Below are 15,258 nucleotides of genomic sequence, written 5' to 3'. Positions count from 1 at the left end.
ATGAGAAAACCAATGATGTCCACCGATAAGGAGAAACTGTACAACGTGGTTCAGGTTAAACTGCCGCCAGAGAGTACATTGATTCGTCCCAAGGATATGAATAATACTAGCATGATTCGGGTGGAAGACCTGAATGGGGATGGAACTCGGGAAGCGATTGTTTTTTATGAGACACCAAATGAGAATGTGCGAATCCATGGCATGATTTTGGAAGAGCAGGGAGGCACATGGGTTAAAAAACTTACTTTTGATGTGCCGGGAAATGAGTTGCAATCCTTTAAAGTATTGGATATTACGAATGACGGAAATCCGGATATTATTCTTGGTGTAAGCCTGCAGGAGCAGAAAGCCCTGACTGCATATTCCTACAAGGGCGGGGCACTGGAGCAGGTCTTGGGTGGAGTTCCGTATAATCAATATATCATTGATGATGCGCAGGGGAACACGCTGGATTTGAGCGGAGATGGTAAAAGTGATTTTGTTATCATTTCGCTGAACAACAGCGGTTTTGCAACGATTGCGTTATACCAGTACGAAGATGGCAGCTTCAAGGAAGTTGATCGGGTGCAGACCGATTATACCGTTAAAGAAGTTTATAATGCTCTGGGCGGAGAGATTGCCAAAGGACAGATGGGCATTGTACTGGATGCCGAGCTGGATGATCGGAGTTCCTTCTCGCAAATTATGTATGTTAAAGATAACAAGTTAGTCAATGCTTTCAAATCACCGGATCAAACGTATAGAGATGACAAAATTTTAAGCGGTGATGTTGATAATGATGGTATTATTGAGTTTGGGCTCAAAGAGACTCCAAAAGGTTGGGAGCATTACGTATTTGACTCTCGGTTGTGGTTTTACACCTATTATCAGTGGGATGGCAAAGATAGCAAGAAATTTGTCTCATTCCAATTCCGAGATGATGCTGATTTATTCCATCTAAATCTCAAGCCAGAGTGGTACGGTAAGATCACTATTGATACCAAATCGGAGAAGGAAAAATATATTCGATTTAAAATGATTGATACGGACGAAACCGTAGCAGAGATCAAATATTTCACCCTTTCCAAGTGGGAACAGGAGAAGGGTAAAAGCTGGAAGGAAATTACGCGTACCAAAGATCGGGTTATTGCTTCACGGGTAGCACAATCAGAGGCGGGTAAAGATGCACTGAGCAATACTTCTCAGCTGAATAGAAAGGGAGAACTTAATGAGTAAAGTACTTATTCTTGAGGATGAAGAATCCATCCGCAGTTTTATAGTGATTAATTTAAAGAGAAACGGATTCGAAGTGCTTGAAGCGGGTGACGGTCATGAAGCGCTTCGCATACTGCAGACAGTACCGGATATTGATCTGGCTCTGCTGGATGTCATGGTACCAGGTATTGATGGATTCGAGGTGTGTCGACGGATCCGTGAAACCAATGAACGTCTGGGCATCATCTTTCTGACCGCCAAAGTTCAGGAACAGGATAAAGTGTATGCACTCTCCGTTGGTGCAGATGATCACGTCAGCAAGCCTTTCAGCCCAACAGAGTTGATTGCACGTATTCAGTCATTGTTACGCCGCGTGAACGTGCATCGGGAAACTGCGGCAAAGGTTACGTTCCAGTCCGGGCCATTTTCACTGGACCTGATCTCGAAGCAATTCAAAAAACAGAATGAAGCCATTGAGTTGACTCCAACGGAGTTTTCCTTGATTCAGTTTTTCCTGGAAAAAGAAAATACACCGCTCAGCCGCGATGTATTGTTAGATCACGTATGGGGAAAAGAGTACATGGGTGATCCCAAAATTGTGGATGTCAACATTCGTCGTCTGCGTCAGAAAATTGAGAACAATCCTTCCGAGCCCGAATACCTGCAGACAGTATGGGGTCACGGGTACAAATGGAAGGGCCGGGAGCAATGATTAAAAAAGGCATTACTCGGCAGATCGTACTACATTATTTCTTTGTAGTTTTTCTCGCTCTGCTGTTGGTCGAATTCGTATTTATGTTGGCAGTTCAAAGGTATTATTATGAGAGTATCTACAATACGATTAGTACCCACATTTCTAATTCAAAGGACTTTTTCGAGCCAATCGCTCGTGAGAATACTACGGAGGATGGCAATAATCTGTCTAGACTCCTTGTGAACTTGGCATTGTCCAATACTGAATTGGAAATTTTGGATCTGAACGGGCGCGTATTGGCGAGTTCAACTGCTTTTGAATCTGACCGTGCTGTGCTACAAACCAGTGATATTATGCAGGCTCTGAACGGGGATATGGGACGCTGGATTGGAAGACAACCAGGTACTGGAGAATCCGTCATGGCCGTTTCACACAAGTTTGATCTGGGCGGCGAAAATACTTATGTTATTCGATATCTGACATCACTTGAAGATGTGAATTCAAAGCTGTTGAATATGGGACTACTCGCCGCTGCCGTCGGTGTTGGAGTGCTTGCTATAGTGTTGATCATCAGTATTGGTATGGCAAATTCCATTGTACGTCCAATTAACAACATCACCGCAGTATCTGCCCAAATGGCTAGAGGACGGCTGGATGTCAGGGTTAAGGGGAATTATAAGCACGAACTGGGCGAATTGGCATCAACACTTAACTTCATGGCACATGAGATTGTGCGGAGTAATCAGATCAAGGATGATTTTATCTCTTCGATCTCACATGAATTAAGAACACCTTTGACCAGTATCAAAGGCTGGAGCGAGACACTGGATTCAGGTGGTTATGATCCGGAAGAAACCCGTATCGGTATGGGTATTATCTCCAAGGAAACCGAACGACTGATTGGACTTGTTGAAGAGATGCTGGATTTCTCCAAATTGCAGCAGAATCAGATGAAGCTGGTCAAAGGAACGGTCAACATTCGTGAAATTGTACAGGAAACGATGTTGAATGTCTGGGCCAAAGCGGAACAAAAACAGGTCCATCTCAAGTTGGAAACGGACGAGACTCGTGCTTATAATGTCCATGGAGACGGTAACCGACTGAAACAAGTCTTCCTGAATGTTGTGGACAATGCGATCAAATTTTCACATGAGAATTCCTGGATCTTCTTGTCGGTCAAAGAGGAGAATGGTCAGATCATTGCAGCTGTTCAGGACACCGGTATCGGAATTAGTGAAGAACATTTAATTAAAGTACGGGACCGTTTCTTCCAGGTGAATCATCAAAATGGGGGAACGGGGCTGGGTCTTGCGATTACGCAGGAACTGGTAGAACTGCATGAGGGAACGATCACGATGCAGAGTGAACTCGGATCGGGGACAACCGTTACGGTTACGTTACCGGCTGTGGCTGAGGAGATGGGTCCAGAAGAATCTGTAACACAATCTGGTGATGCTGAAGTCACAGATGAGCGAACAGCAAGCGATACAAAATCAGATCTAGAAAAGTCTTAAGGTTTTAAAAGATAAGCGATTTTTCTATCTGATGATCGAGCATATACGCTTTATAATATCCATACCAACACAAAAAAAGGTGAGCCATCCAAGGCTCACCTTTTTTGCATATTCTTATGAAGAAAGTTCGCCAGTGCGCAGGCGTCCACTTTTCTCATATACTTCTTTCAACATACGAACAGGTTGCGTACGGACAGCCGGTTTGGCAGAGACGATCTCGTTAGGTCCAACGACCACAATTTCATCTGCTGTACCTTTAACGATTGCACCGTCCTTGATTATTGCACCTTCACCGATGATGGCACGTTCGATGTGAACCCCACGGCCTATGCGTGCGTTAGGCATAACAACACTGTCTTTAACCTCAGAGCCTTTACCCACTTCTGCACCGCAGAAGATAACGGAACGTTCTGAACGACCTTCGATTGCACAAGAGTCGTGAATCATGGAAGTAACATGTTCGATCTTTGTATGTCTTGCTTTGTAAGCACTTGGCTTGGAGCGCCAGTCGCGAGTAAACATCGGCCAGTTTTCTTTTTGCAGACTCCAGTCTTCCTCGTTGTGTAACAGATCCATATGTGCATCCCAAAGGCTCTTAACCGTACCTACGTCTTTCCAATAACCATTAAAATTATAGACAAAGAGGGGATTATTTTCGTTCAACATTTGAGGAATCACATCTTTACCGAAGTCATGGCTGGATTCAGGATTAGCGGCATCTTCCAACAGATGGCGTTTCAGATAATCCCATTTGAACATGTAAATGCCCATTGAAGCCAGATTACTTTTTGGTTCAGCCGGTTTCTCGGCAAACTCGGTTACACGCAAATCAGCATCGGCAGCCATGATCCCAAAGCGATGTGCTTCATCCCATGGAACTTCCATAACTGAAATCGTTGCTGCGGCATTATTGGCTTGATGAACCTCCAACATATCGCGATAATTCATATGATAAATATGGTCACCCGACAAAATTAGAACATTTTCGGGGTTTTGTTGATCAATATAGTCGATATTTTTATAAATAGCATCCGCCGTTCCCAAGTATTCGTCATTTCCTGTATGATAAGATGGAAGCAAGGATATTCCTGCCTCACTTGAGTTGCCATGTCCCCATGGTTCTCCTCCACCGATGTGATCGTGTAAAGATTCCGCTTGGTACTGCGTCAATACTCCTACAGTATCGATCCCTGAGTTTACGCAGTTACTGAGAGGAAAATCGATGATCCGGTAGTGCCCGCCAAACGGTACAGCGGGTTTTGCGATACTCGAGGTTAAAGGGGCTAATCGCTTCCCTTCTCCTCCCGCCAACAGCATAGCGATGCAATCTTTATTAAACATAATCGTTTCCCTCCCAAAATATTGTGCATTGTAGTACATCATTAACGCAAAGTAGAGCAGATGAAACGATTGTTACTGTAAAAATTCAGAAAAAAGACAACATTTTCTAAACCACCGCATTTTTCTTTTCAACTTGGCTAGACTGGGGTAATGGTTACTGTTATATCTATTTTCTTGAGAAGAAGGTGATCTCTTGGCCATTCAACCGTTAGCACACCCGGACATATTGCCGGAGCATATTTATTTATTTCATGAAGGTAACCTTCATCACAGTTATCGAATGTTGGGCGCGCAGCCTGAGACTTGCGATGGCCTTCGGGGGTATCGCTTTACCGTGTGGGCACCAAATGCCGTAGAAGTAGGACTGGCTCTGGACCGCAATGAATGGAAAGGCGAAAAGGAACCTTTATATAAGATACCCGAATCAGGATTTTGGAGTCGTTTTTTTCCGGAAATTAGCGAAGGAACTTTATACAAGTTCCGTATATTAACGGAAGATGGAACAGAATTGCTCAAAGCGGACCCATATGCGTTTCAAGCAGAGGTTCGACCTCAGACAGCCTCTGTCACCAGTTCAATCGAAGGGTACAAATGGAATGATGGAGCCTGGAGACGCAAACAACGTGCCATGTATAACAAACCTCTACATATTTACGAAATGCACATGGGAACCTGGAAGCGCAAAGAAGACGGAAGCCTCTATAGTTATCGCGAGATGGCTGATTTGCTTGTTCCTTACTTATTAGAAATGAAATATACACATGTTGAAATGATGCCCCTCAGTGAGCATCCATATGACCTTTCGTGGGGCTACCAAAACACAGGGTTTTATGCGCCAACCAGTCGTTATGGGCATCCAAAAGATCTGATGTATCTAGTGGATACACTACATCAGGCAGGGATTGGCGTATTGCTGGATTGGGTACCTGCACATTTTGCCAAAGACGCTCATGGGTTGCGTATGTTTGATGGTACGCCTTTGTATGAGTATGCAGATCCGATGTTAGCAGAGAAGCCAGGCTGGGGCACACTTAGCTTTGACTATTCGAAACCTGAGATTCGTTCATTTCTGATCTCCAATGCTTTATATTGGATGGAGATGTATCATTTTGACGGACTCCGTGTTGATGCGGTTACGAGTATGCTTCGGCTTGATTTTGAGAAGCAGCCAGGACAATATCGTACCAATGATGAAGGTGGTCTTGAGAACAAGGAAGCTGTGGCCTTTTTGCAGCAGCTGAATGAGACAGTGTTCAAATATTTCCCTTATGCATTGATGATGGCTGAAGAATCCAGTGCATGGCCAATGGTGACTTTACCTGTAGATGAAGGTGGTCTGGGTTTCAACTACAAATGGAACATGGGCTGGATGAACGATACGCTTGATTACATGGAATCTGATTTTCATGAGCGTCCTTCCAAACATCATTTGCTGACTTTCCCGGTCGTATACTCCTTTGCTGAAAATTATGTGCTACCTCTGTCACATGACGAGGTTGTTCATGGCAAAAAGTCACTCCTCGACAAGATGCCAGGAACCTATGAGCAGAAATTTGCCGGCATGCGTGCTTTTCTGGGCTATTTTATGACTTTCCCAGGGAAAAAGCTGTTGTTTATGGGTGGAGACTTTGGCCAGTTCATCGAATGGAAAGATGAGGATCAACTGGATTGGTTCTTGCTGGATTATGACAGTCACCGCAATTTGCATAAGTTTGAGCGTGAGCTGTCTAACCTGTACTTGAGCGAAAAAGCTTTGTGGGAGCTTGATCATTCCTTGGACGGTTATGAATGGATCACTCCGGATGATCAGGACCAGAGTGTCATTTCATACGTACGCAAAGGAAAAAAACCTGCGGATACACTCCTTGTGCTCATTAACTTTCAGCCGGTCAAGCGGGAGCGTTACCGGATTGGTGTCATGCGTCCCGGTATGTATACCGAAGTACTGAACAGTGACCATTCCGTTTACGGCGGTTCAGGCATTACTAATGATATGCAACTGCCTACCGAAAAGATTCCTTTTCATGGGCATCCGCATAGTCTCGAATTGGTATTGCCTCCGCTTAGTATCGTGATTCTAAAAAAGAACACACGTCGGAAAACGGATGAATCACCTGCGAGTATAACTTCCGTCAGTTCAAAAACGAAGAATAACAATGAAAGCAACACGCTCAAACCGAAGAGGAGGACAAAGGCATGAATATTCTATTTGCTGCTGCTGAAGTACATCCATTTATCAAAACAGGAGGCCTTGCTGACGTAATCGGTGCTCTCCCGTTTGCTTTGAAGAAGAGCGGGGCAGATGTGCGGGTGATTATGCCTAAGTACAAGGGGATTCCCGATGAGTATAAAGACGCGTTACAGCCCGTAATTACAACGGATGTACCTCTTGGCTGGCGCAGACCCTATTGTGGAATAGAAATGCTGGTTCATGATGGGATTCCAGTCTATTTTGTGGATAATGAGTATTATTTTGGGCGTGATGGAGTGTACGGTTATATGGATGATGGCGAGCGTTTCGCCTTCTTCAACCGTGCAGTGCTCGAAGTATTGCCACAGATTGAGTTCAAGCCTGACGTGTTGCACAGTCATGACTGGCATGCAGGAATGATTCCTTTGGTGCTTGAAGCCCATTACAGACATGATTCATTCTACAGTGATATTCGTACGGTATTCACCATACATAACTTGTTGTACCAAGGGGTATTCCCGCATGAGTTATTCAGTGATATCCTTGAGCTGGACGATCGATATTTCACCGTGGATGGAGCCGAATATTACGGTAACGTCAATTTCTTGAAGGCTGGAATTGTCTACGCTGACCATGTAACAACCGTTAGTCCAACTTACGCACAGGAAGTGAAAACATCTTATTACGGATACGGTCTGGACGGACTGCTTAGTTCACTTGGAGATCGATTCAGCGGGATTGTAAATGGCATTGATACCAAGAGCTACAACCCGGCTACAGACACCAAGATCCCGGTGAAATACAGAACAAGTCTGTCCAAGAAAACGGAAAACAAAATTGAGCTGCAAAAGGAACTTGGACTTCCTGTTCGTCCTGATGTACCTCTTATGGTCATGGTCACAAGGCTTGTGGATTCCAAAGGACTTGACTTGGTCTGCCGTATCCTGGATGAATTGTTGTATTATGATGATATTCAATTCGCTGTACTTGGAACAGGGGAGCAGTCCTATGAACATTGGTTCCGTGAAGCCGCGAATCGTTATCCACTTAAAATGTCTGCACAGATCAAGTTCAACGACGGATTATCCCGTCGGTTTTATGCAGGCAGTGATATCTTCCTGATGCCGTCCAGATTCGAACCGTGTGGTATTAGTCAGTTACTGGCTCTGCGGTACGGTAGTGTGCCTCTCGTAAGGGAAACAGGCGGTCTGAACGACACTGTGCAGGCATACAATGAGTTTACTGGAGAAGGGAATGGTTTCTCATTCACAAGCTTTAACGCACATGACATGATGAGTACCATTCGGCGTGCTGAGGAGATCTACAAACAGCCAGAACACTGGAAGAAAATTGTGAAAAATGCAATGGGCGGAGAATACAGCTGGAATGTCTCAGCTGAAGAATATATGGATATTTATCGTCGGATCACACTTGACCCTGTAAATTGATGTAGTCTTGAATGAGTCACAGCATATGATGCTGTGGCTTTTTCTCATCCAAAAAAACACTTCCAAAGTTCAGAATGAAGTATCATCTGAGACGGTGGAAGTGTTTTTCTTTTCTTTTATATGACTGTTTAGAATTTAAACCTCAGTTGTGTTGGATAGTTGCCGGATCAAGCTGTCTGTACAAAATGCGATACCCATAGGGGTCAAGCTTAATGTTCATCATTCCATCGGCTGGAAACACAGGCTCTTCAGTTAATGCATCTTTCCAGTCTTTTGTTTCCATGGGATGAGAAAGCGTTCGATCTTGAGGTGTATTGTTCATCCATACGGTAAAGTGAAGGTTGTCATCCACACGCTCGTAGACGATACAGGGATCATTGTGATCAGCCTTGAGGAATCGGAAGCGTCCTTTGCGCAGGGCTTCATTACTTTTGCGTAAATCAATCATCAGACGATAGAAATCATACAATTCTCTGTCTTGCTTGGCCGGGTCCCATTCCATACATTTTCGACAATCCGGGTCAGCATCACCACTAATCCCAACTTCGTCGCCGTAGAAGATACAAGGTGTACCGATATAGGTGAAAAGAAATACTACCGACAATTTTAATCGTCGTTTGTCTTCTCCTAACCGGGTGAGCAGTCGTAGGGTATCGTGGCTGCACAGCATATTAAAGATCACTTCGTTGGTTTGTTGCGGATAGCGCATAATCAGTGAACCCATCTCGTTGGCAAAGTTATAACCATCCATTGAACCACAGAAGAACTGAAGCACTTTGTCGGCAAATGGATAATTCATGACGGAATCAAATTGATCTCCCATAAGCCAGGTCAAGGAGTCGCTCCATACTTCACCAACAATATAGGCTTCAGGGTTCGCTGCCTTAACAATCTTGCGAAAATCACGCCAGAAATGGTTGTCCACTTCATTCGCTACATCCAGTCGCCACCCATCCAGCTTAATTTCCTTGATCCAGTACTCAGCTACATCAAGTAGATATGACTTAACCTCAGGGTTGGCTGTATTGAACTTGGGCATGTTGCCATAGAACCCAAATGTATCGTAGGTTGGTATACCATCCTTGATCTGAACCGGATATTCATTGATGTGGAACCAATCGGCATACTTAGAGTTTTTTCCATTCTGGAGAACGTCTTGAAAAGGAGGGAAGTCTTCGCTGCAATGGTTAAACACCGCGTCAAGCATGACACGTATACCCAGGCGATGACATTCTTCTGTCAATTGTTTAAGCAGGGCATTATCACCGAAATGGGGGTCGACTTTTTTATAATCAATCGTGTCGTATTTGTGGTAGGAATTGGCCTGGAATAACGGGGTAAAGTAAATGGCGTTCACGCCAAGTTCAGTTAGGTCATACAGATGATCCAGCACACCTTGCAGATCTCCACCAAAATAATTGTCCAACTCAGGTTTGCCACCCCAGTCATGCGTTTCTTTTGGATTCAGCTTAGGATCTCCATTAGCAAACCGTTCCGTCATGATCTGATAAAAGACGGCTTCTTTGGCCCACTCGGGCACCTTAAACACATCAATTTCATGTATATACGAGAACTCATAATATCCTCCAGTTGGATAGGGGATCTCATAATGAATTCCGTTATCCGCAAGAAAAACATCTTCTGAACCGGCAGTTATCCGAAATATATAGGTGAGACGTTTGAATTGTGGCTTGACGGCAGCTTCCCAATAATCAAACATGTTATCCGAAGCAGCCTTCTCCAATTGAATTTCCTTGTACGTTCCATTCCAATCGTACTTATCTCCGGTCAGTGCAGTCACGTATTGCACATCATTACGTTTGGTTCGTACGCGCAGATGTATGGTAGACGAATTATAAGCATAAGCCCATTTGTCACGAGGAACATGATACATGGCTTCGAGCAGCATGACAGCACCTCCTGAATATAGGATAAGTTATGAAAACCGGTCTTTAGAACACGCGCTTATAGTTATAATTAACCAAGTTAGCCAGCAAACGAATCACATTTACTGTAATATAATGTATTATTTTCATCGTTTTCAAAGGTTTCTTTCACAGCATTTCCAGCTTTGTGCTGAATATACTTACAGCTAATTTAGAAAAAAGGGTGCCCTGAACAGCTTGGAATTCAAGATTGTTCAGGGCACCCCTATATCATGTTGAAAGTGAATTTTAGCGAATAGTTTGCTCGAACTCCGTGCGGATGGTTTGAAGCAGCTCTGGCTGGCTCAGTACGTCATAGGCTGTTGTTGCAAGTGCCTTGGCTCCCAGAATCATGCCATCCAGCGCACGCTCCTGAAGTGCAAGGTCACGGAATGCTATGGAGTGCAGTGTATGCACCTCGTCTACAACACGAATGTAGGGATGAATTGCAGGACATTTCAGGGAAACGTTACCGATGTCCATAGAGCCGTGATCATTACCACTCACAATCTCTTCTTGCGGGATCCCAAGTTCCATCAGATTTTGACTAAACGCAGCTGAGAATGCTTCATTGGTAACCATCTCGTCATAGGACGTTTCATAGTTGGATGTCACCAGCTTGCAACCTGTCTGGAGAGCAGAACCTTCAGCGATCTGAATCACACGTTCTGTGAGGATATTCAGTTCTTTGCGAGTTGCTGCCCGTACATAAAATTGCGCAGAAGCATAGTCAGGAATGATATTTGCTGCCTGACCTCCGTTGTTGATCACACCATGAATGCGCACGGTGCTTTTCACTTGTTGCCGGAATGCATTGATTCCGTTGTACGTTTGAATGACGGCATCAAGTGCATTAATGCCTTCGTGCGGACTTGCAGCAGCATGTGAAGATCGGCCATGGAATTCAAATTGCACTGCATCAATAGCCAGCGAGCTGCCTGACTTTTCGTAGGCATAATATGGATGCGCCATGAGAGCGACATCACAGTCATCGAACAAACCTGCTTCAGCCATCGGAACTTTGGCACCACGTGTCTCTTCAGCGGGGGTACCAAACACTTTAATGGTTCCACCTACTTCATCCAGAATAGATTTTAGCCCAACAGCGGCCCCAAGACTCATCATACAGATCAGATGGTGACCACAAGCGTGACCGATCTCCGGCAAGGCGTCATATTCGCACAATAAAGCAATGGTAGGGCCGGGTTTGGCGGCTGAATAGGTTCCGATAAAGGCTGTCTCCAGACCGAGGATTGGAGCCTCTACAGTGAAACCGTGGAAGAGCAGTTCTTCTTTCAAACGGGCAGAAGCGAGATACTCTTCATTTCCCAGTTCGGGGTTGGCACCGATATATGATGAAATGGCTTTAAAACGGGAAGCATATTGATCAATAACCGTCAGAAATTGTGATTTGTTAGCTGTCATTAGTAAACTCCTTATGCAAAAATGAAAATAATTCATTGATTATATCATGTTTGCTTTATTTTTTTCAGAAACAAGTCAAGATTTGTATTGTCAAAATGCATTGCATAATCATGCATTGTACTTTATAATGACTCAGTCATCAACATGAGAAGCATACAAAGTATTGTAAGGGGAGAGAAAAAGGTTGAAATTAATAAGTCGTTACACCATGATGCTGTTGACCTTTGTTATTCTGCTGACGACTGCCGTTCCTGTGGCACTTGCAAGTGGAACTACAGATAATTCAAGCAGTAAAAAGCTGGTGCTCGGTACAAGTGCCGATTTTGCACCATATGAATTCCATAAAGTGATTAATGGCAAAGATGAAATCGTCGGCTTCGATATTGAGATCGCCAAAGAGATTGCCAAAGATCTTGGCGCTGAGCTTGTGATTGAGGATATGGGCTTCGACGGTCTTCTGCCTTCATTGCAGAGCGGGCGTGTTGATCTGGTGATTTCAGGTATGACGCCGACGGATGAGCGGAAGAAAAGTATCGATTTTTCCGACACCTATTATAAATCAAAACAAGTGATTATGGTTCGCAATGTGGATAAAGACAAATATCCAACTATGGCAGAACTTGAAAATGCGAAGATTGGTGTTCAGAAAGGCTCCATTCAGGAAACGATCGGACAGAGCATTCCAGGAGCGAAGCTTACTGCGCTGGATAAAATCTCGGATATCGTGCTTCAACTGCAAACAAAACGCATTGACGCGGCAATCGTTGAAGATACCGTTGCTGTAGGTTATCTGGACGATATCATTGGACTTGCTGCTGCTGTTCCGGACGAAGAGCAAGCAGAAGCGGCAATTGGGATTCGTAAAGGTAATACCGAGCTGCTAGCTGCAGTAAATGGAACACTGGAGCGACTGAAAAGTGAAGATAAAATCAATCAGATGGTGACGGACGCCAGCCTCTTGATGGCGGATAAAGCGAACAAATCACAAAATATTTTCCAAGTATTCTGGGAGTACAAAAGTTTCTATGCTACAGGTGTAGGATACACACTTCTGTTGTCTGCACTTGGGGTTATCTTCGGGGTAATTATTGGATTGATCATCTGTTTGTTCCGTTTGCATGACGCTGCAATCTTGCGCTGGATCGGTACGGCTTACGTTGAAGTGATCCGTGGCACACCGATGCTGGTACAATTGATGATTATTTACTATGGTTTTTCCCTGAGCTTTGGCATTAACTTCACTGCCCTTCAGGCAGGTATTATCACGCTTTCCATTAATAGTGGTGCGTATCTGGCGGAGATTTTCCGTGCAGGTATCCAAGGTGTGGATCGTGGTCAGTTGGAGGCAGCGCGTTCATTAGGTATGGGAAGAGGCGCCGCGATGCGTTATATCATATTGCCACAAGCCTTCAAAGCTGTATTACCAGCGATCGGTAATGAATTCATAACTATCATTAAAGAATCCTCTATTATCTCAGTTATCGGTATGGTGGATATTATGTATCAGGCAAGTGTAGTCAAGAACATTACGTACCAAGGCTTGAGTCCATTTTTGATTGCAGCAGCCATCTACTTTGTAATGACGTTCATTTTGTCCAAGCTGCTGGGACGACTGGAAAGGAAGTTGAGTGCAAGTGATAGACGTTAGACAATTACACAAATCTTATGGAAATAACGATGTGCTTAAGGGCATAAACGTGACGATTGGCAAAGGTGAGGTTGTCGTGGTCATCGGTCCTTCCGGTTCAGGTAAAAGTACTTTCTTGCGTTGTTTGAATCTGCTGGAACAGCCTACCTCAGGAGAGATTGATTTTGAAGGCGTGTCAATCACGGACCCCAAGCATAACATTAACGCAACTCGTGAGAAAATGGGCATGGTGTTCCAGCACTTCAACCTGTTCCCACACAAAACGGTAGAGCAAAACATTACGATTGCTCCAATTAGAGTGAAGAAACAATCCACTCAGGAAGCGGAGAAAATCGCCGCTGATCTGCTTAACACCGTGGGCTTGTACGATAAAAAAGATACATTCCCGAATCAGCTGTCTGGTGGACAGAAGCAGCGGATCGCCATTGCTAGAGCATTGGCCATGCAGCCGCATGTGATGCTGTTTGACGAGCCTACGTCGGCACTGGACCCTGAGATGGTCGGCGAAGTGCTGGATGTCATGAAACGTCTTGCAGAAGGCGGGATGACGATGGTCATCGTAACACATGAGATGGGTTTTGCACGTGAAGTGGGAGACCGAATCCTGTTCATGGATGGCGGGGTTATTGTGGAAGAGGGAACACCTGATGAGGTGTTTGGAGCACCCAAAAATTCACGTACACGTGATTTTCTTGCGAAAGTACTCTAAACGATGTGATCAAATAGCGTTACTGACTTCGAGTCGGTAACGCTATTTTTTATGGATAATAATGACGTATGGATTCGGAAAAGTAACTATTCTGTTACCAAATGTAAAGGAATCGGGTCAACCAAATTTTCTGAATTAACCAGTATTCTTACAAATGCTTACATGCTAAAAACCATTTGGTAAGAATTACTACAAGTTCAGGTTACAAAATTGTGATATATTGAACTCTGCCGAAACTTCCGGACAGGGAGTGCGGGGGATGTAACGATGCAGATTGTGCAGGGGGAAGATCTACGGCACACTGCTTGGGGTGAATTGGGTACATAACGTTTCAAATGTAACGAATAACCTATAGGGTGGGCTCCTCATCCGAATCCGACAACTAACTTCGCAGGCACAATGAGGGAGGAAGACCATGATTAACAAGAAACGTATAGCCAAAACAGCAGTAGCATTAATGACAACAGCAATGCTCATTCAAGCCGTTCCGGCTCACGCCGATTCAGTTCATGTGGCCAAAGAAGGGGATACCTTCTACACCTTATCAAAACAATATGGAGTAGCACTCAACACGTTGGTTAAAGCAAACAACGACATTTCGGCTTACAACATTTATGGTGGTTTGAAAATTACGATTCCCGGTAAGGCAAACAATGTTGCAGCCGCTGCGGCAACGGAGAGCAAGACCCCAGCCAAAACGGTTACCACAGCAAGTTTGGACGTTAACGCAGATAACAAAGTGGTTCAAGCCTGGGGTAAGACATTCGATTACAGCAAAGCTGTGAACGTAAAAGCAACGGCATACTCTGCAGATCCGTCTGAAAATGGAGGCTGGGGTGCAGTCGATTATTTCGGGAATGACCTTGAACTGGGTACGATTGCAGTTGATCCAAGTGTGATTCCACTTGGAACTAAAGTACTGGTAACTGGTCACAGCCATCCAGGATTGCCAAAACAAGCTTTTGTAGCCACAGCACGTGATGTGGGCAGTGCAATCAAGGGTCACCGGATTGATATCTTTATCCCGGGTAGCAAACAGTCTGTAAGCTCATTTGGTTTTCAGGATATCGAGCTGTACATTCTGAAGTAGAGAGAAAATAACATTTAAAATGAATTCAAACAGGGTGTCTGCCAGTCGCTAATTCGCGATTGAACAGCACCCTTTTAAT

Annotated in this window: 11 protein-coding genes and 1 riboswitch; of the genes, 8 read left to right on the top strand and 3 right to left on the bottom strand. The window is 44.4% G+C overall.

Translation table 11 applies throughout. From position 1 onward, the window contains the following. Positions 1 to 12: 12 nt before the first annotated feature. From V6668_RS17570 to V6668_RS17560, 3 genes are read left to right on the top strand one after another with little or no spacing between them, the layout of a single operon-like run. On the top strand, positions 13 to 1,215 hold the full coding sequence (locus V6668_RS17570; protein ID WP_338706290.1) for a hypothetical protein: 1,203 nt from the start codon (positions 13 to 15) through the stop codon (positions 1,213 to 1,215). Beyond that, positions 1,208 to 1,906 (top strand): response regulator transcription factor, encoded by a 699-nt coding sequence (locus V6668_RS17565; protein ID WP_017688086.1) that lies wholly within the window; start codon positions 1,208 to 1,210, stop codon positions 1,904 to 1,906. Before V6668_RS17570 ends, V6668_RS17565 begins: the two co-directional genes overlap by 8 nt. Further along, on the top strand, positions 1,903 to 3,402 hold the full coding sequence (locus V6668_RS17560) for a sensor histidine kinase (protein WP_127547712.1): 1,500 nt from the start codon (positions 1,903 to 1,905) through the stop codon (positions 3,400 to 3,402). Before V6668_RS17565 ends, V6668_RS17560 begins: the two co-directional genes overlap by 4 nt. A 114-nt stretch (positions 3,403 to 3,516) precedes the next feature. Here V6668_RS17560 and V6668_RS17555 read toward each other — a convergent pair whose 3' ends face one another. Further along, positions 3,517 to 4,743, bottom strand: coding sequence for a glucose-1-phosphate adenylyltransferase (locus V6668_RS17555; protein ID WP_338706288.1), 1,227 nt, complete (start codon positions 4,741 to 4,743; stop codon positions 3,517 to 3,519). A 193-nt stretch (positions 4,744 to 4,936) separates the two neighbouring features. Here V6668_RS17555 and glgB point away from each other — a divergent pair, with 193 nt between their 5' ends. Together glgB and glgA are read left to right on the top strand one after the other, a co-directional pair. Next, entirely contained in the window at positions 4,937 to 6,943 is a 2,007-nt protein-coding gene (gene glgB / locus V6668_RS17550) for a 1,4-alpha-glucan branching protein GlgB (RefSeq protein ID WP_076328539.1), read from the top strand. Continuing rightward, positions 6,940 to 8,382, top strand: a complete 1,443-nt coding sequence (gene glgA / locus V6668_RS17545) for a glycogen synthase GlgA (protein WP_074095456.1) — start codon at positions 6,940 to 6,942, stop codon at positions 8,380 to 8,382. Before glgB ends, glgA begins: the two co-directional genes overlap by 4 nt. A gap of 142 nt (positions 8,383 to 8,524) precedes the next feature. On the opposite strand, the gene V6668_RS17540 is transcribed toward glgA, so the two are convergent. Further along, on the bottom strand, positions 8,525 to 10,291 hold the full coding sequence (locus tag V6668_RS17540) for an alpha-glycosidase (protein ID WP_338706287.1): 1,767 nt from the start codon (positions 10,289 to 10,291) through the stop codon (positions 8,525 to 8,527). A gap of 265 nt (positions 10,292 to 10,556) precedes the next feature. Beyond that, positions 10,557 to 11,732, bottom strand: a complete 1,176-nt coding sequence (locus V6668_RS17535; RefSeq protein ID WP_338706284.1) for a M20 family metallopeptidase — start codon at positions 11,730 to 11,732, stop codon at positions 10,557 to 10,559. Between the two features lie 184 nt (positions 11,733 to 11,916). Between V6668_RS17535 and V6668_RS17530 the strand changes: the two genes are divergently transcribed. From V6668_RS17530 to V6668_RS17520, 3 genes are all read left to right on the top strand, one after another. Continuing rightward, positions 11,917 to 13,380, top strand: a complete 1,464-nt coding sequence (locus V6668_RS17530) for an ABC transporter permease subunit (protein WP_083677436.1) — start codon at positions 11,917 to 11,919, stop codon at positions 13,378 to 13,380. Further along, positions 13,367 to 14,089: an amino acid ABC transporter ATP-binding protein gene (locus V6668_RS17525; protein ID WP_338706283.1), complete on the top strand. Its 723-nt coding sequence runs from the start codon at positions 13,367 to 13,369 to the stop codon at positions 14,087 to 14,089. The genes V6668_RS17530 and V6668_RS17525 overlap by 14 nt, the downstream gene beginning before the upstream one ends. Positions 14,090 to 14,307: 218 nt before the next feature. After that, positions 14,308 to 14,502, top strand: a riboswitch (cyclic di-AMP (ydaO/yuaA leader). A 2-nt stretch (positions 14,503 to 14,504) separates the two neighbouring features. Further along, positions 14,505 to 15,179: a 3D domain-containing protein gene (locus V6668_RS17520; protein WP_338706282.1), complete on the top strand. Its 675-nt coding sequence runs from the start codon at positions 14,505 to 14,507 to the stop codon at positions 15,177 to 15,179. The last annotated feature ends 79 nt before the right edge of the window (positions 15,180 to 15,258 follow it).

This window comes from Paenibacillus amylolyticus, assembly GCF_036894225.1.
Taxonomy (GTDB): domain Bacteria; phylum Bacillota; class Bacilli; order Paenibacillales; family Paenibacillaceae; genus Paenibacillus; species Paenibacillus amylolyticus.
The sequence above is the reverse complement of the archived record's forward strand: the minus strand, read 5'-3'. Positions and strand labels throughout refer to the sequence as shown.

What these genes read in the sequence shown, in the direction of transcription:
- V6668_RS17560 (WP_127547712.1), top strand. Translation starts at nt 1,903, where the DNA reads ATGATTAAAAAAGGCATTACTCGGCAGATCGTACTACATTATTTCTTT.
- V6668_RS17520 (WP_338706282.1), top strand. Translation starts at nt 14,505, where the DNA reads ATGATTAACAAGAAACGTATAGCCAAAACAGCAGTAGCATTAATGACA.
- V6668_RS17540 (WP_338706287.1), bottom strand. Translation starts at nt 10,291, where the DNA reads ATGCTGCTCGAAGCCATGTATCATGTTCCTCGTGACAAATGGGCTTAT.
- V6668_RS17565 (WP_017688086.1), top strand. Translation starts at nt 1,208, where the DNA reads ATGAGTAAAGTACTTATTCTTGAGGATGAAGAATCCATCCGCAGTTTT.
- V6668_RS17555 (WP_338706288.1), bottom strand. Translation starts at nt 4,743, where the DNA reads ATGTTTAATAAAGATTGCATCGCTATGCTGTTGGCGGGAGGAGAAGGG.
- glgA (WP_074095456.1), top strand. Translation starts at nt 6,940, where the DNA reads ATGAATATTCTATTTGCTGCTGCTGAAGTACATCCATTTATCAAAACA.
- V6668_RS17535 (WP_338706284.1), bottom strand. Translation starts at nt 11,732, where the DNA reads ATGACAGCTAACAAATCACAATTTCTGACGGTTATTGATCAATATGCT.
- V6668_RS17570 (WP_338706290.1), top strand. Translation starts at nt 13, where the DNA reads ATGATGTCCACCGATAAGGAGAAACTGTACAACGTGGTTCAGGTTAAA.